The 22,808-nt window shown below is 44.3% G+C and carries 19 protein-coding genes and 1 other RNA gene; all 20 read right to left on the bottom strand.

All coding sequences use genetic code 11. The annotated features are described in order from the left end of the window. Nucleotides 1–16: 16 nt before the first annotated feature. Nucleotides 17–850 carry a P-loop NTPase gene (locus tag WMO25_RS01545; RefSeq protein WP_349083653.1) on the bottom strand — a complete coding sequence of 278 codons (834 nt, stop codon included), beginning with the start codon at nucleotides 848–850 and terminating at the stop codon, nucleotides 17–19. A 209-nt stretch (nucleotides 851–1,059) separates the two neighbouring features. Further along, a complete protein-coding gene (gene rny / locus WMO25_RS01540) occupies nucleotides 1,060–2,601 on the bottom strand; it encodes a ribonuclease Y (RefSeq protein ID WP_349083650.1) in 1,542 nt (513 codons plus the stop codon). Nucleotides 2,602–2,743: 142 nt separating this feature from the next. Next, entirely contained in the window at nucleotides 2,744–3,676 is a 933-nt protein-coding gene (locus WMO25_RS01535) for an AEC family transporter (protein WP_015514009.1), read from the bottom strand. Next, entirely contained in the window at nucleotides 3,667–4,299 is a 633-nt protein-coding gene (locus tag WMO25_RS01530) for a regulatory protein RecX (RefSeq protein WP_349083646.1), read from the bottom strand. The genes WMO25_RS01535 and WMO25_RS01530 overlap by 10 nt, the downstream gene beginning before the upstream one ends. 5 nt (nucleotides 4,300–4,304) lie before the next feature. Then, complete coding sequence (gene recA, locus WMO25_RS01525; protein WP_349083643.1) at nucleotides 4,305–5,396, bottom strand: recombinase RecA; 1,092 nt, start codon at nucleotides 5,394–5,396, stop codon at nucleotides 4,305–4,307. 318 nt (nucleotides 5,397–5,714) lie between these two features. Next, the gene (locus WMO25_RS01520; protein WP_349083640.1) at nucleotides 5,715–6,587 is read right to left on the bottom strand and encodes a CPBP family intramembrane glutamic endopeptidase; all 873 of its coding nucleotides are present in this window, start codon (nucleotides 6,585–6,587) and stop codon (nucleotides 5,715–5,717) included. Nucleotides 6,588–6,673: 86 nt separating this feature from the next. Beyond that, the gene (locus tag WMO25_RS01515; protein WP_349083637.1) at nucleotides 6,674–7,651 is read right to left on the bottom strand and encodes an ABC transporter permease; all 978 of its coding nucleotides are present in this window, start codon (nucleotides 7,649–7,651) and stop codon (nucleotides 6,674–6,676) included. Further along, nucleotides 7,629–8,570, bottom strand: coding sequence for an ABC transporter ATP-binding protein (locus WMO25_RS01510; protein ID WP_349083635.1), 942 nt, complete (start codon nucleotides 8,568–8,570; stop codon nucleotides 7,629–7,631). The genes WMO25_RS01515 and WMO25_RS01510 overlap by 23 nt, the downstream gene beginning before the upstream one ends. Beyond that, nucleotides 8,563–10,782, bottom strand: a complete 2,220-nt coding sequence (locus tag WMO25_RS01505; protein WP_349083632.1) for a DUF8725 domain-containing protein — start codon at nucleotides 10,780–10,782, stop codon at nucleotides 8,563–8,565. Before WMO25_RS01505 ends, WMO25_RS01510 begins: the two co-directional genes overlap by 8 nt. Further along, complete coding sequence (locus tag WMO25_RS01500) at nucleotides 10,779–11,996, bottom strand: HAMP domain-containing sensor histidine kinase (RefSeq protein WP_349083629.1); 1,218 nt, start codon at nucleotides 11,994–11,996, stop codon at nucleotides 10,779–10,781. The genes WMO25_RS01505 and WMO25_RS01500 overlap by 4 nt, the downstream gene beginning before the upstream one ends. Beyond that, complete coding sequence (locus WMO25_RS01495) at nucleotides 11,986–12,684, bottom strand: response regulator transcription factor (RefSeq protein ID WP_015514003.1); 699 nt, start codon at nucleotides 12,682–12,684, stop codon at nucleotides 11,986–11,988. Before WMO25_RS01495 ends, WMO25_RS01500 begins: the two co-directional genes overlap by 11 nt. A 153-nt stretch (nucleotides 12,685–12,837) precedes the next feature. Continuing rightward, an RNA gene (gene rnpB, locus WMO25_RS01490) (RNase P RNA component class A) lies at nucleotides 12,838–13,203 on the bottom strand. Between the two features lie 45 nt (nucleotides 13,204–13,248). Continuing rightward, entirely contained in the window at nucleotides 13,249–14,910 is a 1,662-nt protein-coding gene (locus WMO25_RS01485) for a nucleoside kinase (protein ID WP_349083626.1), read from the bottom strand. A 31-nt stretch (nucleotides 14,911–14,941) separates the two neighbouring features. Further along, nucleotides 14,942–15,724 carry a Nif3-like dinuclear metal center hexameric protein gene (locus WMO25_RS01480; RefSeq protein WP_349083623.1) on the bottom strand — a complete coding sequence of 261 codons (783 nt, stop codon included), beginning with the start codon at nucleotides 15,722–15,724 and terminating at the stop codon, nucleotides 14,942–14,944. After that, nucleotides 15,702–16,421 carry a tRNA (adenine(22)-N(1))-methyltransferase gene (locus WMO25_RS01475; protein ID WP_349083620.1) on the bottom strand — a complete coding sequence of 240 codons (720 nt, stop codon included), beginning with the start codon at nucleotides 16,419–16,421 and terminating at the stop codon, nucleotides 15,702–15,704. Before WMO25_RS01475 ends, WMO25_RS01480 begins: the two co-directional genes overlap by 23 nt. Before the next feature lie 13 nt (nucleotides 16,422–16,434). Continuing rightward, nucleotides 16,435–17,532 (bottom strand): RNA polymerase sigma factor RpoD, encoded by a 1,098-nt coding sequence (rpoD, locus tag WMO25_RS01470; protein ID WP_117539431.1) that lies wholly within the window; start codon nucleotides 17,530–17,532, stop codon nucleotides 16,435–16,437. Nucleotides 17,533–17,571: 39 nt separating this feature from the next. Beyond that, nucleotides 17,572–19,353, bottom strand: coding sequence for a DNA primase (dnaG, locus tag WMO25_RS01465; protein ID WP_349083617.1), 1,782 nt, complete (start codon nucleotides 19,351–19,353; stop codon nucleotides 17,572–17,574). Between the two features lie 15 nt (nucleotides 19,354–19,368). Continuing rightward, nucleotides 19,369–20,379, bottom strand: coding sequence for a deoxyguanosinetriphosphate triphosphohydrolase (locus tag WMO25_RS01460; RefSeq protein ID WP_015513997.1), 1,011 nt, complete (start codon nucleotides 20,377–20,379; stop codon nucleotides 19,369–19,371). 24 nt (nucleotides 20,380–20,403) lie between these two features. Then, nucleotides 20,404–21,456, bottom strand: a complete 1,053-nt coding sequence (gene mutY / locus WMO25_RS01455; RefSeq protein ID WP_215689373.1) for an A/G-specific adenine glycosylase — start codon at nucleotides 21,454–21,456, stop codon at nucleotides 20,404–20,406. 122 nt (nucleotides 21,457–21,578) lie between these two features. Then, nucleotides 21,579–22,736, bottom strand: a complete 1,158-nt coding sequence (locus WMO25_RS01450; RefSeq protein WP_349083613.1) for a toxic anion resistance protein — start codon at nucleotides 22,734–22,736, stop codon at nucleotides 21,579–21,581. Nucleotides 22,737–22,808: the final 72 nt, after the last annotated feature.

Genomic DNA, 22,808 nt, shown 5'->3' with positions numbered 1-22,808 from the left:
CTCCCTTTAGTGTGAATTAGTTTAAAGATGACAGGTATTTCACCATTGCATCCAGATAAGGATGATCGAATTCCTCAATCTTGCCGGCATCACATAAAGCTGCAATGGACGGATCGATTGGAAGACTTGCATAAGATGGAATAGAAAGTTCCTTAGCTGTCTGTTCTCCCTTGCCTTCACCATAAATATAAATCATTCTGCCGCAATCTGGGCAAAGCAAGTAACTCATATTCTGAACAAGACCAAGTACCGGTACATTCATCATCTTCGCCATATTATAAGCTTTCTTGACAATCATTTCTACCAGTTCCTGAGGAGACGTAACAATGATAACGCCATCCACCGGCAGAGACTGGAAAACTGTCAGAGGAACATCCCCGGTGCCTGGAGGCATATCAACAAGAAGATAATCCAGATCTCCCCAGATAACTTCATTCCAGAACTGTTTCACCACGCCTGCAATAACAGGGCCTCTCCAAATAACAGGATCTTCTTCATTGTCCAACATCAGATTGACAGAAATAATCTTGATGCCTTCCGATGTCTGTGCAGGAAATACACCTTTATCATTACCCACAGCCTTCTCATGAATACCAAATACCTTCGGGATAGATGGTCCTGTAATATCCGCATCCAAAACACCGACTTTATATCCCTGTCTGTGCAGTTTCACTGCCAGTTCTGATGTAACCAGTGACTTGCCGACACCACCTTTACCGCTAACAACACCGATCACATGCTTAATATGACTGTACTGATTGGCTGGTTCCTTCATATCTGCTGCTTTTCTTGATGAACATCCCTCTACGGAACATGAACTGCAGCTTGATTCATTACATGTTTCACTCATTATATTTACACCCTTTCTTCTTTTCAACATATACTACCACTATATCACATTTCACTTTTTCTGCAAAGTACTAACATTTTCCCAAGTATACATAAGATTATCGCATAAAAAGAGGCAGAATCCTGATCAATGATCTATTCTGCCTCTATTATTCCCTATCAAAGTTTATAAACAAATCGTTTGTCGGATATACACTCACTCAATGCAAGTTATTTCGCATATTCCATTACTCTTGACTCTCTGATTACATTTACTTTAATCTGGCCCGGATATTCAAGCTCCGCTTCAATCTGCTTCGCAATATCTCTTGCAAGTAAGATCATATCTGCATCACTTACCTGCTCTGGAACTACCATTACACGAATCTCTCTACCTGCCTGAATTGCAAAAGATTTCTCAACACCCTTAAAGTTGTTGGTAATATCTTCTAATTGATTCAATCTGTTTGTGTAGGTTTCAAGTGTTTCACGTCTTGCACCAGGTCTTGCAGCAGAAATAGTATCTGCAGCCTGTACAATACATGCGATCAACGATGTCGGTTCAACATCACCATGATGTGATTCAACAGCATTAATAACAATCGGTGACTCTTTGTACTTCTTACATAAATCAACGCCAATCTGGATATGAGATCCTTCCATCTCATGGTCAACAGACTTGCCAATATCATGCAATAATCCCGCACGTTTCGCCATACGAACATCAACGCCGATCTCAGCTGCCAGTAAACCTGATAACTGAGCTACTTCGATAGAATGCTTCAGCGCATTCTGACCATAGCTTGTTCTGAACTTCATCTTACCCAGGAGACGTACAAGTTCCGGATGAATGCCATGTACACCAACTTCCAGTGTTGCTGCTTCACCTTCCTCGCGAATCATTGTCTCGACTTCCTTCTGCGCCTTCTCTACCATTTCTTCGATTCTGGCCGGATGGATACGTCCATCGACAATTAATTTCTCAAGGGCAATTCGGGCAACTTCACGACGAATCGGGTCAAAACTGGAAAGAATAACGGCTTCCGGTGTATCATCAATAATCAGATCAACACCTGTCATCGTCTCCAGTGTACGGATATTACGGCCTTCACGACCGATAATACGTCCCTTCATCTCGTCATTCGGAAGCGGAACAACGGAAATCGTTGTCTCAGCAACATGGTCAGCTGCACATTTCTGGATTGCGGTAACCACATACTCTTTGGCTTTCTTTCCTGCCTCTTCCTTTGCCCTGGTTTCAAGTTCCTTCACTAACATTGCTGTTTCATGTTTCACTTCATCTTCCACAGTCTTCAGAAGATAATCTTTTGCCTGTTCGGAGGTCAAACCTGAGATTCGTTCAAGTTCCTGTACTCTCTTTTCGCTCAGAGCATCCACTTCAGCCTGACGTTTGTTCAGCTTGTCTTCTCTTGAAGTCAGCTGACTCTCCCTCTTCTCAAGTGAATCTGCCTTTCTGTCAAGTGCTTCTTCCTTAGCAAGAACACGCTTCTCAAACTTCTGCAGTTCAGAGCGACGTTCCTTACTCTCTCTCTCCAGTTCGTTCTTGTTTCTTAAAGTTTCTTCCTTAAGTTCCAACAAACCTTCTCTTTTCTTGGTCTCTGCAGCTTTCAAAGCCTCATCAATAATGTTACGGGCCTTTTCTTCTGCATTGCCAATCTTCTCAGCTTTATCTTTATTGCTTTTGATCAGATAAAGTCCAGCTAAAATGAGGAGAATGCCAAGAACAAGCACAATAATAGCTATTACTGGCACAGGAGCACCTCCTTATTTAATTTCATTGTATTAGAATACAACACTTAAATTTTATACTTTTTTTGAACTTATGTCAAGTATCCTATGCATAAAACCCCTTGAATTGTCAAAATTTTGTGACTATTTATCTTTGGTTAAAACATTAACACAGCACTTGATAAATCATGATCACCACCGGCATTGTAATGATACAGCACAAAGTTGACAGTATATTGATCTTTCCTGCCGGAACAGCATCATTGTCCGCAATCTCTGCAAACTGTGCAATAGATGAAGCTGTCGGTGCTGCTGCTGCCAACAGTGAGATCAGCAATACACTTTTCGTCTGGGGAAATCTGAATGTTATCCCCGTCAGGCGCACGCAAAAGATCATGATCATCGGCAGAATGATCAGACGCAGAATCGTCACCAGCCATATCTTCCTGCCTTTAAATACATCCAGCAGATTCTCTTCAGCCATAATAAACCCTACATTCAGCATACTTAAAGGTCCGATCAGGCTGCCCAGCTGAGTCACTGTATGGTGCAGCGGTCCCGGAAGCTGGATACCCAGTAAAAAGAAAATCAGGCCTGCTACCATTGCTATGATATTGGGATTCAGCAAAATCTTCTTCAATTGAACATTCTTATTCCCGGTGATCAGATTATAGGCATGGATCCAGAGAAGAGCTGTCTGGGTACAATTGTAAGGGCTCGTATACAGCACATATTCCGAACCGAGTATATTATTCACCAACGGAATGATCATATTGCCTGTATTCGCATAAGTAACCGATGTCTGTTCTGAAGCTGACAAATGAAAAATCTTCTTGCACACAGAAGCTGCCCATATAAAAACCGCCAGTGCAATGCAAGCTGCTGCAAATCCAACCACAAGGCCAAAAAGTTTCTCTGAAGAATATTCAATCTGAAAAGAATCAAATACGATACACGGCGCTGACACATAGAGAACAATGGAAGCCAAAACCTTTCTGCCGCTTTTCGGCACAACATTCAGCTTACGTACCACATAGCCTGTCAATACCATTAACAGAAGCGAAAAAATCTGCTCTGCCAAAAGAATACTCAATTCCATATTGTACCTTCCTCCAATTCATCTAAATGCCGGATCACATGTTGAATGTCACTGTACCCATATCCCTTGCGCATCAGTGACTGGATCAGCTTCTGTCTGTCCTTATCTGTCAGCGATTCTATCTGCTCTGCTGAAGAAAAACGTCTTCGGATCTCTCTTGTAAGCCCCATTTCATCTGTCCAATCTGCCTCTTCCATTGCCTCCTGGATCACTTCATCTGAAAGTCCTTTCTGCCGCATCCTACTCACCATCATCTTCCGGCTCATCGTGTCCTTCCGACTCCCGATCATCTGTCTTGCATAACGTGCATCATCAAGATAATGATAGGCCAATACGTACTCAATGCCTTTCCCTGCAAAAAACTCACTGTATCCCTTATCTCTCAACTTTCGATAAAGCTCTGCCTCAGCATAATCCCGCTTCACAAGAAGATTCATCGCTGTGCGTGCCGCTTCACGGCTGACATACTGTAAAAGGGCCTGTTCCTCCGAGTCATCCAGCACCATTTCTTCTTCCAGATTCCACTCTCTTATCTCCTTGTCCGTGAACACAAATGCAGGTTCCCCATCCAAGGAAACCCGCATCTTATGTCGTGTCACAGACTCAATCGCTGTAACTGTCATTATTCTTATTCATTCTCCGTCACTGTCTCAGAAGCAGTCACATCAGAACCCTTTTTCACACTGTCTGATCTCTGACCGCCTACATTTTCATCGTTTTCTTCTGCCTCCAGACCAAAGTGCGCACGAACCTTATGTTCGATTTCTTCCATAATCTCTGGATTCTCACGGAAATAGTTCTTCGTATTCTCACGACCCTGGCCAATCTTGGCATCATTATAAGAATACCACGCGCCGCTCTTGTTGACAATCCCTGTATTGGCTGCCAGATCAAGAATATCACCTTCTCTTGATATGCCCTTACCAAACATAATATCAAATTCCGCTTCCTTAAACGGCGGTGCCACTTTATTCTTCACAACCTTCACACGTGTACGATTACCGACGATCTCTCCGCCCTGCTTAATCGCTTCAATACGACGGATATCCATTCGGATCGATGAATAGAACTTCAGTGCACGGCCGCCGGTTGTCGTCTCAGGACTGCCAAACATAACGCCGACCTTCTCACGCAGCTGATTAATAAAAATAACAATACAATTGGACTTACTGATGATCGCTGTCAGCTTTCTGAGCGCCTGGGACATTAATCTTGCCTGAAGACCCACATGAGAATCGCCCATATCGCCATCAATCTCCGCCTTCGGAACCAGTGCCGCAACAGAGTCCACAACGATAATATCCACAGCACCGGAACGAACCATCATCTCAGTGATCTCCAGTGCCTGCTCGCCATTATCCGGCTGTGAAATATAAAGATTGTCAATATCTACACCAATCCTGCGGGCATAAGAGGGATCCAAGGCATGTTCAGCATCGATAAATCCTGCAATACCGCCTCGCTTCTGCACTTCTGCAACCATATGTAATGTCACTGTGGTTTTACCGGAAGATTCCGGTCCGTAGATTTCTACAACACGTCCCTTCGGAAGGCCGCCAAGCCCCAGCGCAAGATCCAGACTCAAAGAACCGGTGGGAACCGTCTCCACATCCATGTTCTTGCTCTTGTCCCCGAGCTTCATGATCGCACCCTTGCCAAAATCCTTCTCAATCTTTGAAATTGCTGCATCCAAAGCTTTCAACTTTTCACTGTTATCCATCCCAAAATCTCCTTTATTCTCTGACAGCCAACCGGCCTTAATAACTCTGATTAATTATATATGACCACACATCTTTCATGCGTTTTGTGAACATCCGTTCTTCGAACTAATGTTTATATTACACTATCTTGTCTGAAAAGTCAATGCCATTTTCAAATGTTCAGTCATTCCCTGACATTAAAAGTATAGCATACTCAAAAATATACGGCAATCATCATTCATTGACGAATCACGACCCTGATAGATGGACAAAAGGCACTTATACCTCAAAAAAGCGGGAAATTTCCTGTTGAAATTTCCCGTTTTTAATACGCCTGCTTAATCTTCCTGCGCTCCGGCAGCTGCATCTGCATTATTCAGATAGATTCTCCTGGCTGCAACGTGTCCGTCCACTGCCCATAACAGTAAAAGACATACCGCTGCTGCTGCAATTCCTACTATAAACACTCTCCCTCTGTCCGCAAAGGAAGGGTTCACATACGAGAGTCCCAGCGACATGAGATTAGCTGAGACATGAACCAGCACTGGTGCCTTTAATGAACCGTATTTCTCATACACATACGCAAATAAGACACCGGTTGCAAAGCCATAAATTCCCTGAACGACATTGCCGTGAAAGGCAGCAAACAGAAGTGCCGACAGGCCAATGGCCAGATTCACATTGCAATACTGACGCATCCGCATAAAGATCAGACCGCGGTAAATAAGTTCCTCACATATAGGAATGATCATGCCGATGCCAATAATCTGTATCACAAAAGGACCTGAAAACAGCAGCTTCTGGGACTGTTCGAAGTTCTCAGATAACTCTGTCAGATTCGTCAAATTGATCAGAAAATTGCCTGTCAGAGAAACGAGTATACCAATCGGGATCAAGAGTCCCCACCATGGCCATGCAGTGCTCTTCCTTTCAAAGACAAAGCGTCTTTTTCTGTAGTCTTTAAAATACATCCAAAGCAGGATCAATATACTGAAAAACGCTGCCACAGTCTGCAGCAATACCGCATACTGAATCAGTTTATCAGACAAAACTACCGTAAATTTCTCAAAATTCCCTGATGAATACTCTCCGCCCATTGAAAATCTCAAATAAGCAGCTGCCGCAAGATCAACTATATAACATATCGCAAGATATATCAGCTCCGGCGTAATCAGACGCCATAATCTCTGAAACCAGCTTTCCTGTGTCACTTTACCAAACTCCTTTTATCTCAAATGAATATCCAAAGATACCTTTCATCTGTTATACACGATTCGTAAAGGTAATGCAACTGATTTTATTGAGATTTATGCTTTTTTAATATTTTATTGCCCGCTTTAAAGCGTTCATTCTGAGGATCCAGGTATTTTGTCGACAAAGCTGTCATAATGATGATGAAAACAGCCTGAACAGATACGCTGACAGCAAGCCAGTGTTCAACTACCACCTGTGCCGCTCCCATTCGATGCAATAATTCCTCCACTATGCCGATTTCTCCTATCTGATGAGAAATAAGCATACCATAGGTAATGGCCGGATTCAACAGCCAGAGGTAGATAATTCCGGCAACTGCATGCACTGTAGACACCTCCGTGCCCATATCTACCTCGCTGCTGTATGCACAGGAAATATCCGACACAGAGGCTGTCACCGAAAACTGCCCAAATCCGCCGCCGAAAACCATATTAAGGAGAAGAACCAGCAAACCGGTTCCTATTGTCAAAACAATCAGCAAACCATAAGCCGATATAGAAGCATAAGTTGTCTTTTTGAAACGGCAGGAGCAAAAAACACCGATACTTCCGGCAAACAGAATAAAAAATCCCACATAGGCTGCTGACTGATAAAGTAATCCCAGCTGCATGCCGCCATACATAGATGTCACCGCTAAAATTGGAATGCTTGTCACAACAAGCAGCATTGCCATACTGATACAAGACAGCAGTTTGCCCGTAACAATCTCCCTTACCGTCATCCTTGATGACAGCAGAATGTCCAGGGTCTGACGTTCCCGCTCACCGGCAATGCTGCCACCGGCTGCCGATGGTACAAAAAGACAGAGTAAAACCACTTCTATAGTCAGGACAACAACATAAAGTATCATCATCGAATGATACGGATTTCCGCCGCTGTTGATATAGTTCTGTCGAATGCCATATAAAGCAATCAAAGCAACAACCGACAGAATACTGTTAAAAATCACAGCCAGCACCGGAAGCTGCATTGATCTGGCCGACATCTTCAGTTCATTTTTATAGACCGGATTCATGCGCATGTTCTTTCACCTCCCGGTCCGTAATCTGCATAAATAACGTCTCAAGACTGCTTCTGTCTCTGCCGAAGGAATAAACCGGAATATCTGCTACCATCAGTTCATGCAGCAGCATAATCTCATCTTCCCGTCCGCCCTTAAAAATTGCCTGAATCTCATTCTCATTATAAGAGAGCGTCTCCACCATTTCATTGTGTCTGATCAGACGGATCGCATCTTCCTGTCTCCCTGCTGTACGGATAACAAGCGGAGAAGCCGTGATCATATGATACTCAATCTCATCCACGCTGCCATCCATCACACAGCTTCCCTCATCAATAATACAAATGTCCGTACACATTTCTGAAAGATCAGAAAGAATATGCGAACTGATCATGATAGTCCTGCCTTCTTTTCTCAATTGTCTGATAATCTCTTTGAATTCATAACGGGCTCTTGGATCAAGACCTGACACCGGTTCATCAAGAATCAGCAATTTCGGGTCATGAATCATGCATCTTGCCAAACAGAGACGCTGCTTCATGCCTCTTGAAAGGCTGTCTACATATGCCTCTTTCTTCTCTGTCAGCTTTACAAGTTCCAGAAGCTGCCTGATCTTCTTCTCTGTTTCTTCCCTATCAAGACCATAAATAGAGGCAAAAAAGGCCATATATTCTTTTACTCTCAGCCTATCATAGACACCAAAGAAATCCGGCATATAGCCGATCAGCTCTTTATGTCTGACACCGATATCTTCACCATCGATCAGAATCTGTCCGCTGTCGGCCTTCAGCAAACCGGCAATAATACGCATGGTTGTTGTCTTGCCGGCTCCGTTCGATCCCACAAACCCATACACCGCGCCATCATTAATCTTCATATTCAGGTTTCTGAGAACCATATGATTGTCAAAAGCTTTATACAGATGTCGGATCTCAATCATTCTCTTCGCCTCCTGACACGGTAAATACAGGCATATAATGATCTTCATTGGCATCTGCTACCTGAACATGCGCTTTGATCGTACCGTCCTTTGCAATATAATTCTTCAGATCATCTTCTGCCATCTCGTCACTGTCCCGAAACACTGTATCATATACCCCGGTCGAAAGATTATAAAACGAAACGCTCATACTTGCATCCGGATTCAGCCACTTCAAATACAGTTCACCGGACAGCCTTTCAACCACATAAGACACATTCAGCATATCTGTTCCATAAATCATATAACTGTCCGTATCATAAGCATAAAGCTCCTCTTCACTCTCCGGTTCTTTCGGTCCGATCAATGCCTGTGTTGCCCATCCGCTGCCGCTGTCGGCTATCGCCGTCTTCTCTTTGATCAGTGTTATGCCGTCTACGGACGCGATATCTCCACTGATCTGCACACCGATATCATAGTCCATAGAAAAACCGCCCACAATATCATCCTCGAGCGTCATGCTTGATGCAGATGTAATATTGCCGATCAACTCGTTCATCACTGCCGAAACTGCAGCTGTATTGCCTTCATTCTTCATCTCCCAGGTATCTAAGACAACATTCTGGCTCTTTACCAACTGGGCTTCTTTCAGATGATCCAAGATGATTGTCTGACCGGCATCAAGATCACCGAGCTGGAACAGCAGCCCCTTATGAATAATAAACGCATCATGTATATTCCACGGTGTTGTATTCGTCACCGTTCCAGTCAATTCGCCTCGATAATAAGCCGCATCCACATCTATTCCACCCTCAGAATTCAGAATCCGCTCATTAGAAAAATGGTCTTCATCAAAGGTTGCCGCACTGTTTACCATAACATCTGTCCTTGTATCTGAAACAGACATGGCCACGTCATATTCTGCATCTCCGAATTTTTCTTTCAGCGCCGTCAACCTGTCATTCTGATCATCATACAGCAAATACATATCATTCAGAAGCTTCAGATTATATTGGCTATCGATACTAAACACAGAGCGACCTTTATTCGGACTGATCAGAACAAGCTTTGTCTGCTCAATGTTTGCCTCCTCCGTTATATCAACAACAGAATAATATCGTATAAACGGTTCTGCATAACGGACACTGCTGCCCGCTTTATATACAATCACCGAAAATAATACCGCCAGACACGGAATCCACAGCCACATATATTCCCGCTTATCTCTTTTTTTCAGGATCATATAGACCGCCGGTCCTATACATAAAATATAAATCAGCAAAATAACGAAATAAATCGTCACCGGAGGTAATTTACTGGCAATATCATAATTAAGGATGGTTTGGACATTCCAGTAATATCCGCTATAGTCTCCCGCGATCAATGCATGGATGCCATCCGTTCCAAACAAATTTCTGACAGATTTAAGAAACATGATGCCATTCCACTCAGATGCATCATAAACAAGAATCCGACCCTTGCCCCAATCCACCAGACCGTTGTCATCCGGCATCTTATGGATCATATTCTGACAGCACGCTTTTTCCATCATTGCATATCCGCCGCACATAATCCATTCGGAAACATTCTCCCAGGTGCTTTCTGACACGACTTTATCCAAAATCAGAAGATTGATATTCAGCTGCTTGATATTCGCCAGTTCTTCGTCTGTCATCTGTCTGGACTTCATGGTAATATCACCGGAAATGTTGGTTGTTTCATACTTAAATCTGGATTGATCAATGACAGCCAGTTTCTGTGCATCATCCGTATAAACACCTGCTGCCACTTTCGTTGTGATGTCCGGTGATACCTGAAAATCCGTAATCTTTTGACACAGCAGTTGTCCATCCTTATCCAGGAAATCTACACGCAAAGGGACATGATACGGTGTCCCGTCATAAGCAATATTGGAAAGCTTGAGATAAATATCCTGGGTTTCCCCGCTCTTGATATGCACGGTTCTTCCCACAGCAGACACATAACTGCCGTCAGTGCATTCATAACGAAGGATCTTTAATGTTCCCTCGAAGTCATCACCATGATTCGTCACCTGCATCCGAACACTGCATCCGGTCACATCCGTAAACTGAATATCCCCGTCAATCTCCGCTGTATTCACTGTGAATCGATCACTATCTATATATGCCTCATCTGCCAGGACATAAACGGCCGGAATCAATATCAGAAGCAAAACAACAACTAAACCTATTCTGTTTCGTACACCTGTCATGCCACCACCCCATTCTGATACGCCCCTGCCGTCGGAAGTACGACCTCAAATACTGTTCCCTCAAAGGAACTTCTGACAGAAATACTTCCTCCATGACTCTCTACAATACTTTTTGCTATGGCAAGCCCCAACCCTGTGCCTTCACTGGAAGGCTGTCTGGAAGCATCTACTTTGTAAAACTTCTCAAAGAGAAATGGCAGATTCTCAGCTGGGATCACACTGCCGTAATTAACAATCTGAATTTGGATCTGTGTATTCTCTGTTAATGTACGAATTCGGATCATCTTGCCATATCGGCCGTATTTGATGGCATTGCCCAACAAATTATCAAATACGCGCACAAGCTGTTCCCCGTCTGCCATGATCATGCAACTGTCGGCATCTGTCTCCAGCAGACATTCCAGCTCGTTCTCTTTGAATGTGGGATAAAGTTCGTCCGCTTCCTGTTCAAGCAATTTGATGACATCAATCTTCTCCATACGCATTGGCATACCGCCATAACTGATTTTTGTGAAGCTGAACAGTTCATTAATCAGTTTCTCAAGCTTTCGAGCCTTCTCCCATGTAATCTTCAGGTATTCTGAGCGTTGTTTTTCCGAAAGATCCGGCATATTGTTGACAATATCGATATAACCGATAATAGATGTCAGCGGCGTTCGGAGATCATGGGCCACATTCGTGATCAGCTCATTCTTTGTCTCCTCCGCTTCCTGTTCTTTTTGCTTCATCGCCTCAACAGTATCCGCCATCCGGTTGATGCTGTCTGCGATGCTTGAAAATTCATCATGATAACGCACATCAATTCTATGAGAAAAATCTCCATCCGCCATTGTGCAGGCTCCCTGCAGAATATTCATCATATATGCCATCACACGATGCGTCAAAAGAAAAAATACCATCAAAAAAATAATCAGTGCCAGTATGATCAGTACAATGATCAGCTGCACCTTGATACCCACACCAAATATCCTGTAAAAAATATCCGATTCACCGAGCATACTCTTTGTTGATGCGTGAATCTGGTTGTTGATCATATAATTGCTGCTGTGTGCATGAAGATTTATTTTTTCATTCAATCCATAATCACTGACCAGTATGCGCGAACGAATACAAAACAACAGTACTGCCATATCCACCAAAACGGCCGCCAGCAGACTGATACATGTATAAAGCATAATGCGAATTCTAAAACTTTCTGTTAATTTAACCTTCAATCTTGTATCCCACTCCCCAGACTGTCTTGATCAACTGCGGTGATCTCGGATTCTTCTCAACCTTCTCCCTCAGCCGACGCATATGTACCATCACCGTATTATTCGCTTCATACAGCTTCTCATTCCAGACATTTTCATAAATCTCATCTGTACTGAAAACACGTCCCGGATGACTTGCCAACAATTGAAGAATATTAAATTCAATCGGAGTCAGTACAACATCCCGGCCATCCACCGTTACCCGATGCTTCTTCGTATCAATGACCACATCCTGCACTTCGATCATATTGCTGTCCGGCACCACTCCCGGATTCAGCTCCAGATAACGTCTCAGCTGAGACTTCACTCTGGCCAGTAATTCCATCGGATTAAAAGGTTTGATCATATAGTCGTCCGCTCCGACACTTAAGCCGAGAATCTTGTCCACATCTGCCGATTTGGCACTTAATATAATAATCGGAATATTCCGGCATGTACGAATTCTACGGCACATCTCAATGCCGTCAATCTGAGGCATCATGACATCAATGATCGCTAGTTTAATATCATATTTCTGCAGCAACGCCAAACCATCCACTGCATTGTACGCTTTATGGATCTTATAGCCTGTACTTGACAGATAGATCTCTACAAGATTCGCAATTTCCTTATCGTCATCTACTACCAGTATTTCAATTTGTTCAGCCATTGTCTCTCTCCTCTTTTTTTGCTGTTTTTATTCTAACACAGCCGCAGCCGTTAAGTCCTTACAAAAACCTTAACATACTCTGAAAAGAAAAGGGGGCCGACGCTTCACTAATCTCTGTTAGTAAAAGCGACAGCTCCCTCTATGAATCCTTATGATGTAAGCCTGTCTGTAAGCCGAGTTATGTGAATCCGGAAAACCGGAAACGATAATCATCTATCTAGCCCTGCTGTTGCCAGCAGGATCGAGCGACCTACCCTAAAACACGCCGGGCCGACGTATCGTCTTATATGCGGTCTTGCTTCCGAGTGGGGTTTACAGAGCCTCCTCTGTTACCAGAGGAGCGGTGAGCTCTTACCTCGCCTTTCCACCCTTACCTGACGAAGCAGGCGGTTTATTTCTGTTGCACTGGCCTTGGAGTCGCCTCCACCGGACGTTATCCGGCACTCTGCCCTGAGAAGCTCGGACTTTCCTCACCTGCGGTCTTTCGACGCTTGCAGCCGCGATTATCCGACAGACTTACGTTCCTTATCATATCACATTCATTTTCAAATGTAAACTGTTTTATTATCCGACATTAAAGCAGCTGCCGCCGATAAACTCTCGAAGTATGGAATTCTGTGGAACATTTTCACTGCTCGACCCAAGAAAATATCCCAGAAACTTGATAAGGTATTTGGCCGTCTCGTACTCCGGCTGATCTTCCCTGACGGAAAAAAGCAGCGGTTCCGCATACTGTTTCAAAATAGCCAGTTCATAGATCAGGACGGAATTGAACATGACATCACAGTTCTCCTGATAAGGGAATATATTCTCATCTTCCCCCCGGCGGACAGATTGCCACATAGAAATCGTCTTTGCCGCATTTGTACCGCGTTTGGCCGCATCACGAACAATACGCCGCAAAAGCCTTGCATCGGTTGTCGGTATCCGATTATGTTCATCAATGTTCAACTGGGTCAGGGCACTGATATAAATCTTGAATTTATTCTCCTTGTCAATAGAATAGGTCATGGCATCATTCAATGAATGAATACCTTCTATCACAAGTACATCCCTATCTCCAATCTGGAGTTTCTCGCCACTCATCTCCCGTTTGCCGGATACAAAGTTGAAAATCGGAAGTTCCACTTCTTCTCCTGCCAGAAGTCCCTGCAGATCCTTGTTCAGTTCTTTGATGTCTAATGCTTCAAGACATTCAAAATTCGGCTTGCCGTACGCATCAAGAGGTGTATCCTCTCTGTTGACGAAATAATTGTCAACAGGAATCGGATGCGGTCTCAGGCCATGGACCCGAAGCTGAATAGATAATCGGTGTGAAAATGTTGTCTTTCCCGACGACGACGGTCCGGCGATCAGAATGATCCGCTTGCCGCTCTCAATTATATTCTCTGCAATCTCTGCGATTTTCTTCTCCTGCAATGCCTCCTGAACAAGCATAAGTTCAGAAAAGCTGCCGTCTGCCAGTGCATTATTAATATCTGCTACCGTACGCACACCCAAAAGTTCTCCCCACCGGGTTGACTGCTTCAAAACATTGAATAATTTCTCAGGCGGTTCAAAGGCATCCACTTTTTCCGGTGCTGAAGGTTCCGGCATCTGCAGAACAAATCCATCATCATACAGATACAGATCAAAATAGCGAATATAAGCTGTATTGGATGCCATATATCCATAAAAATAATCAATAGTATCCTCCAACATATAAATATTGACCCTGGAACTGCGGCGATAGTAAAAAAGATTCACTTTGTCGTACATTTTATGTTCTCTGAACATTTCAATTGCTTCCCGCTTCGGCAAAGATTTCTTGATGATCGGCATCTTTGCCTGCTGAATCTCCATCATACGCGTCTTCACCTTGTCCAACAGTCTCTCTGTCACCGCTGTATCTGACACCAGTTCACAATAATACCCTCTGTCAAGTGAATACTGTACAGTCAGACGTTCAAAATTATCTCTGCCCAGTACATCCTGGAATGCCTTCAGCATCATCATGCTGGCTGTTCTCCGGTAAACTTCATTGCCGACAGCTTCTCCTGTTGTGATAAATTCAATCTCTGCATCTCTGTCCATGCAGCTATTCAGCTCTGCCAGCTTACCGTCCACACGGGCAAGGATAATATCATGCGGATAATCTTCCTGAAAATCCCTGCTAATAGCCTCCAGCGTTGTTCCGGCCTCATATGTAAAGTAGCCTTTGCCTGTTTTTAAATGAATCTTTGACATACTCACATCCCCCATATATACCAAACACTCTCTATATGACAAAAAACGGTGACTGATTGTCGTCTGTGACTGTCTGAATCTCCGGACAATTTTCTTTCAGCCATTGTTCCATATACGGCACAAAAATATGTTCAAGTCCATGATGCCCTGCATCAATCACACAAATTTCTTTCTCGACACAGTCAATACCGTAATGATGATCCACATCTCCTGTAATAAACACCTGACTGCCCGCCTTCAGGACATCGGCATCCATCCCCTTTCCGGATCCCGGGCACATGGAAATCTTTCTGACTGTCGTCTCCGGATCTCCATAACATCTTACCTGCGGCAAATCAAAGGCTTTTCTGACCAGCGCCGCCAGTTCTGCCAGCGTCAGCTCATCATCAAGTGTTCCCGAAGATCCAATGCCCTTTAACCCGCTTTCCGTCTCCCGGACCATCGCCAGCGGCATTCGGTTCTTCAACCCTAGCCTGTCTGCAGCAATATCTGCCATCACTGCCACATCAAAATTGGTATGCATAGCGAAATAATTGATCTTGTTTTCAATCATCATCATCAGTCGGTGACCAATAAAATCTTCATCTCTGATAGATTTAATGGCTGAAAACAGAAGCGGATGATGTGTCAGAATCATATCACAGCCGCACTGTACAGCTTTTTCAACTGCTCCGCCATCAGCATCCAGCGCTATGTATACTTTATGGACTTCTCTGTCGGCATTCCCCACAAGAAGTCCGGGATTATCCCAACTCTCCGCATATTCCGGCGGTGCCAGTTTTTCCAGTTTCTTAATCAGGTCTCTGCTCTGCATTTTCATCCACCATCCTTGTTATCGTCTCAATTATGATCTGAAGCTCATGCAAAAGTTCCTGCTGCCGTTCATGACTCTTCTCAGATGTCTTGTCCTTAAGCGCCAGCAGCAGTTTCTCTTTGACCGCTTTTTGTTTCTCAAGGTATTCTTTCAATACCGGATGCTTTTCATTGATCAGAAATCTGCCATAGATATCTTCTGCCTCTGTATAAATCCTCTCTTCACCATGAAGCACCCGCATCACAACGTAATATTTGCCTTCATCGATCAGCATCTTTTCCTGTACGATCTGAAAACCATGCTGATGCAGAAACTGCCGGACTTTGTCCAGATCGGACTGCGGCTGCAGGATACATTCGCTGACACTCTGAAGTACCTTAAGCCCCGCTTCCAGGATACGGATCGTCAGCAATCCGCCCATTCCTGCAATAATCACTGTATCAGCCTCTCCCGGTTTCAGCATAGCTAATCCGTCCGACAAACGTGTTTCTATTCTGTCGCTGCACCCGAATCTGACAATATTCTCACCAGCCCTGGCCAATGGCCCCTTTCGCACATCCATTGCAATCGCATGATCTGCTTTATTCTGTTCAACAAGATAGATTGGCACATAGCCATGATCTGTACCAATATCCGCTATTCTTCCTCCAGGCGTCACCATATCAGCCACGGCCTGCATTCGTATTGATAACTGCATCTGTTCACCCCGCCTACTGATTCAAATAGCCCTCAAGGCCTGCAGACTTACCAGACTGACGCAGCTTGCGAAGGGCCTTCGCCTCTATCTGCCGGATACGTTCACGGGTAACATGCAGTTCCTGACCAACCTCTTCCAATGTATGTTCCTTGCCATCGTCCAGACCAAAACGCATTCTCAGCACTTTCTGTTCACGCTCATTTAACTTGTCAAGGACACTTCTGATATCATCCTTAAGCTGTCCAAATGCGGCTTCATCCGAAGGCAGCGGCGTATGATCATCTTCGATAAAATCAGCCAGATGGCTCTCTTCTTCGCTTCCGACCGGTGTCTCCAGAGAAACCGTCTCCTGAGCCAGCTTCAAAATCTCCCGTACTCTGTTTACATCCATATGCACATTCTCGGCAATTTCTTCCACAGACGGCTCTCTGCCCAGTTCCTGTGTCAATGAACGCTGGACCTTTGTGAGCTTGTTCATTGTCTCCACCATATGCACCGGAATACGGATTGTCCTTGCCTGATCTGCAATGGACCGGGTGATTGCCTGACGAATCCACCAAGTCGCATATGTGCTGAATTTATAGCCTTTAGTATAATCATATTTCTCAATCGCTTTGATCAGGCCCACATTGCCTTCCTGAATCAGATCCAGAAACTGCATACCGCGCCCTACATACCGCTTCGCAATGCTGACGACAAGGCGAAGATTAGCTTCTGCCATCTTCTTAGCCGCCTGCTTGCTGCCTTCTTTCATCTCTTTGGCAAGTTCAACTTCCTCTTCCGGTGTCAAAAGTGGAATATTCCCAATCTCTTTGAGATACATCCGGACCGGATCATTCGTTCCGATTCCCTCCGGTACTGAAATATCATTCGGATCAATCTCCTCTTCCGCCTCATCAAGCATTCTGCGATCCGGTTCATCGTTGCTTCGATCTACAAAAATGCCGTTTGATTCAAGATAATCATAAATCTTCTCCATTTGCTCTTCTGTCAGCGGCATATGACCAAAGAAATCACTGATCATATCCGATGTCAGCTCCTGTTCCCTTTCTTTTGCAAAAGGAACCAGTTCTTTTAGTTTATCCATAAAAAACGCCATATTTTCGTCCATTTGTTTTCCTCCGGGCAAGTTGTTAGTAGTTTTCCATTTTTAAAGAGAAATATACAGTTTCTGAAGCTGTGCTTTCTCTTTGATGATTTTCTGAAGATCTGCAATTTCTCTGACACTTCTGCTCTTCAATTCCAGACTGTTCTTCTTGATGCGCTTCACGGTTTCATTCAACGCCTTCTCTCTGACTGCAGGGTCATCATCAGTTTTAAGCCTTGTATTAAACAGTGACGCTGCTGTCTTCTGTTCCTCTACATCCTCAAATTGATTCAGAATTCTGGCCGGCATCACCTGTCCCGTTGCCCTCAGTTCTTCAAAAACAAGTGCAGCCACATGATGATATAATGGTTCCACAAAATCATCCTCATTGATATAGTCCTTTGTCTTATCATAAATCGACGGTTCTTCAATCAGCCATGTCAGGAAAAACTTCTGCGCTGTCAGCACACTATCTTCCTTCTCAACCCGCTTTTTTGCCGGCATTTCTTCCCGTTCCTGCTGCTGATAAATGGCCGCCTCCACCTGCTCCCTGCTCATGGAAGCACCAAAACTGTTCACCATGCGTTTTAATTCTTCTGAAGCAATACCATAACGGCCGGCAATCGCATCAATATAAATATTTCTCTCCAGTTCCTGCGGAAATTCAAGCAGTCGTCTAGCCATCGCCTTCATAAAGGAAGCTCTTCCTTCAGGATCTGATTGTTTATAATTTTTCTCCAATACAGAAATTTCAAACATAAAACTGCTCTCGGCCGCATCGATTCTCTCCTGAAAGGCTTCCGTACCAAGATTCTTGATGAATTCATCCGGGTCTTTGTAAGGATCCATGTGTATTACCCGGACATTGATACCTGCAGACTTCAGAATAGGAATGGCTCTGAGTGCCGCTTTCTGCCCTGCACCATCACTGTCATAGGCCAGACGTACCTCTTGTGTATATCGTTTAAGCAGTACGCTGTGCTGTGCTGTAAATGCCGTTCCCAAGGAAGCCACGGCATTGGTAAAACCTGCCTGATGCATGGCGATAACATCCATATATCCCTCACAAATGATCATATAAGGCTTTCTTGATGTTCTGGCATAATTAAGTCCATAAAGATTCCTGCTTTTGTCAAAGAGCATCGTTTCCGGTGAATTCAGATACTTTGGCATTCCGTCTCCCATAACACGACCGCCAAAACCAATGACCCGATTATTCACATCCATGATTGGAAACATCACACGATTCCAGAATTTATCATGGGCGCCTCTTTTCTCATCATAAGTAAGAAGCCCTGTCTCCTTTAAAATCTGATCCTGATAGCCCTTTTTCTTTAGGTACAGATAGAGATCATTGCTGTACTTGCTGGCATACCCCAATCCAAAATGAATCTGTGTCTCCTTTGACAGTCTTCTGTTCTCAAGATATTCTCTCGCCTGCTGTCCCTGATCCCCATTCAGCTGATAATAAAAATAATTGGCAGCTGTCTTATTGATTTCCAGCAGCAGCTGACGTTTATTTCTTTCTCTTTTCTGTTCTTCCGTCAGCTCTGCCTCCGGAAGCGCAATTCCGGCCCGGTCTGCCAGTATTTTTACAGCCTCCGGAAATGTCTGATTCTCATATTCCATAATAAAAGTAAACACGTTGCCGCCCGCTCCGCATCCGAAACAGTAATACATCTGTTTATTCGGGCTGACGGAAAAAGACGGTGACTTCTCATTATGAAACGGACATAAGCCAAAATAGGAACTGCCCTTTTTCTGAAGTCTGACATAACCGCCGATAATATCCACAATATTATTGCTGCTTCTGACTTCTTCTATCACTTCATCAGGATAATACATACCTGTCACATCCTTCTAGTATATCTTCCATGCCTTCGGAATATAAAGTTCCTCATACGTTTCAATTGTATACTGATCCGTCATTCCCGACAGATAATCACACACAGCCCGTTCCCTGGAGCATCGCCCGTCTGTAATCAATCGCCTGTATTCCTCCGGCATCTGTTCTGTATATTTCATATAATATTCATATAATTCTCTCAGCAGATTCTGAGCTTTTGTCTCCTGATTCTTAGCTTTTGGATTCGTGTACACATGGTCGAACATATATCGGCGCATGCCAAGCATCGCCTCTTCCACATGCGATGACATCAAAATATCCGGCTGATCCATACTGTTGTCGATCACATCGTGGATCAATGTATTCAGTCGTTCCTTTGAATCATGTCCCAGAACATCCGTATACCTGTCCGGCAGCTCTTCCTCTGTGATAATTCTTCCTCTGATCGCATCATCAATATCATGGTTGATATAAGCAATCTTGTCAGACAGTCTCACAATCTTGCCCTCCAGCGTTTTAGGCATTCTGGATGTAGAATGATTCATCATACCGTCTCTGACTTCTTTCGTCAGGTTCAGCCCCTGTCCGTTCTTCTCCAGAACTTCTACAACACGGACACTTTGTATGTAATGCTTAAATCCCTCCGGACATATCTCATTCAGAACCGCTTCACCGGCATGTCCAAAAGGTGCATGCCCCAGATCGTGCCCCAGTGCAATCGCTTCCGTCAAATCTTCATTGAGTCTTAATGCCCTTGCTATCGTTCTTGCAGTCTGGGATACCTCCAGTGTGTGCGTAAGTCTTGTTCTGTAATGGTCACCCCTTGGGGCAAGAAAAACCTGTGTCTTATGCTTCATCCGTCTGAAAGCCTTGGAATGAAGGATTCTGTCTCTGTCCCTCTGATATTCAGGCCGTATATCGCACTTTTGTTCTTCCCGGTCTCTTCCGCGTGTTTCGCTGCTTCTGGATGCATAAGGACTCAAATACGCTCTTTCCCATGCTTCTCTCTCTTCACGAATATTCATTGCATCGCTCCTTCAGAAAATCAATCACTGCAGTACCTTCAAATAAGCTTTTAATACTTTTAAATGTGCCGTTGAAACCGGCAGCTGCTCAATTTCTTCAAGCTTGTAAAAATCTCTCATAGGCCTTGTGGCCGGATCGACAACTTCACCGCCGTATACATGCATCCGCCATTCTCTGTGTGTAAAGACATGCTTAATATCACTGATATACTGTGTCAGCCGTATCTTCACGCCATAATCATCATAAAAGGCCTTCTCAAATTCTGACGGCATATCACAGCCATACTGGGCAAAACCATACAAATGCTGCAGCAGTCCCTGCTCATTCTGTACCATGAAATACCGGTCTCCATCTCTGATGACAACTGTCATATACTCCAGAATACTTTTATTCACAACCTTATTGTTGACCGGAAGCCGCAGAACTGTCTGACATTCTCTTGACTGACATAATGAAGCCACCGGACATTCATCACAGGATGGCTTTGATGGGGTACAGATCATTGCACCAAGATCCATCATCCCCTGATTAAAGTCAGAGGGCTCCGCATAACGGATCATGGCATCCATAATCTCCCCAAAAGCATTCTTCGTCTTCTGAAGCGCTATGTTGTCCTCCCGGTTAAACAATCTGGCAACAATTCTCAGTGTATTGCCGTCCACAACGCCCTTCGGAATGCCAAAAGCAATACTGGCAATGGCGCTTGCTGTATACATACCGACGCCCTTTAGCTTCAGCAGTTCCTCATATGTCTCAGGAAAACGGCCATGATATTCATTCACAATCATGGATGCAGCTTCCTTCAAATGTGATGCCCGCCTGTAATAGCCTAATCCTTCCCACAATTTGAAAACACGCTGCTCATCTGCCCCGGCCAGGTCTTCCACCGTCGGCAACGTTTCAATAAAACGTTCGTAATACGGCTTGACTGTATCCACCTGCGTCTGCTGCAACATGATCTCACTGATCCATATATGATATGGATTGCCTGTCCGACGCCATGGCAGATCACGACCATACTGCCTGTACCAGGCTGTCACATTCTGTGCCGCTTCTTTGTATACTTCTTCTGTCATAACAGCCCCCTTCGCCTCATATAACGTCTGTCTGGTTTTATCAGAACAGGACAGCTCTGATGTCCAAAACTGCCCTGTTATACACTGTGCCGATCACCTGAAAGCCTGAAACGCACTATCTGCTATCCCTGCACGGAACTTCTCATGGAAAGCAACTTCGCCTTTAAATCGCCCTCAATCTTCTGAAGTTCAACCTCAGCTGCCTGGCGTTTTGCTCTGCCGTCTTTCTGAATCTGAAGCACTTCATCCAATGTACTGATCAGCTGTTCATTTGTCGTCTGTAACGTTTCTATGTCAACAATACCTCTTTCGGATTCCTTTGCAACATTCACAGATACTGTCTTCAATCGCTCCGCGTTCTTCTTCAGCATCTCATTAGTGAAATCAGACACTTCCCGCTGAACCTTAGCCGCCTGCTCAGAATGTGCAACCCCCAGTGCAATCACCATCTGACTCTTCCACAACGGAATCGTATTGACAATGGTCGACTGTATCTTATCAGACATCATTGTATCATTGTTCTGTACAAGCCGGATCTGAGGCGCCATCTGCATGGCAATTGTTCTTGTTAATTCGAGATCATGCAGCTTCTTCTCAAAGCGGTTCGCTAACGCCGTCAGATCACTGACTGCCTGTGCATCCTCAGGAAGGCCTGAAACCTGTGCCTTCGCCGCCAGTGCAGGAATATCTACATTCTCGACCTGATTCAGCTTCTGCTTGCCGGCAAGGATGTACATTGTCAGTTCCTTGTAATATGTCTTATTCAGCTCATACAGCTGATCCAACGTTGCAACATCTTTCATCAATGTCACCTGATGCTGCTCAAGGGCCTCCACAATATGATTCACATTTGTCTCAGCCTTCTGGTATTTTGTCTTCATCGTTGTCAGTTTGTCCACATTCTTCTTGAAGAATCCGAAAAGGCCTTTCTCTTCTTCACCCGCATCAAAATTCTTCAATTCAGTGACAACGCCTGTAATCATATCACCCACTTCACCAAGTTCTTTCGTCCTCACATTCTCCAGTGCCTTTTCTGAAAAACTGGCTACTTTCTGCTGTGCACCGGCACCATACTGCAGCACCTGGGCTGAATTGGCAATATCAATCTGCGCAGCAAAATCCTTCACCATCTGCTTCTCTTCATCACTCAGCATACTATCATCCAAAGCCGGCGCTGCTTCCGCCATCTGCTTCTGCGACTCCTCAACCGGCAGCTGCGGTTCCTCCTTAAAAGGCTCAAATGTCAATGTCGGTGTCTCTTCCAATTTAATCTCACTCATGGCTATTCTCCCCCTGATTGATTCTCAAAGTGATTCTTGGTCAATCCTTCCTGTGCCAGCATCGTCTCAAGA

The sequence above is a fragment of the Coprococcus intestinihominis genome (assembly GCF_040096555.1).
Taxonomy (GTDB): domain Bacteria; phylum Bacillota; class Clostridia; order Lachnospirales; family Lachnospiraceae; genus Coprococcus_A; species Coprococcus_A intestinihominis.
The sequence above is the reverse complement of the archived record's forward strand: the minus strand, read 5'-3'. Positions and strand labels throughout refer to the sequence as shown.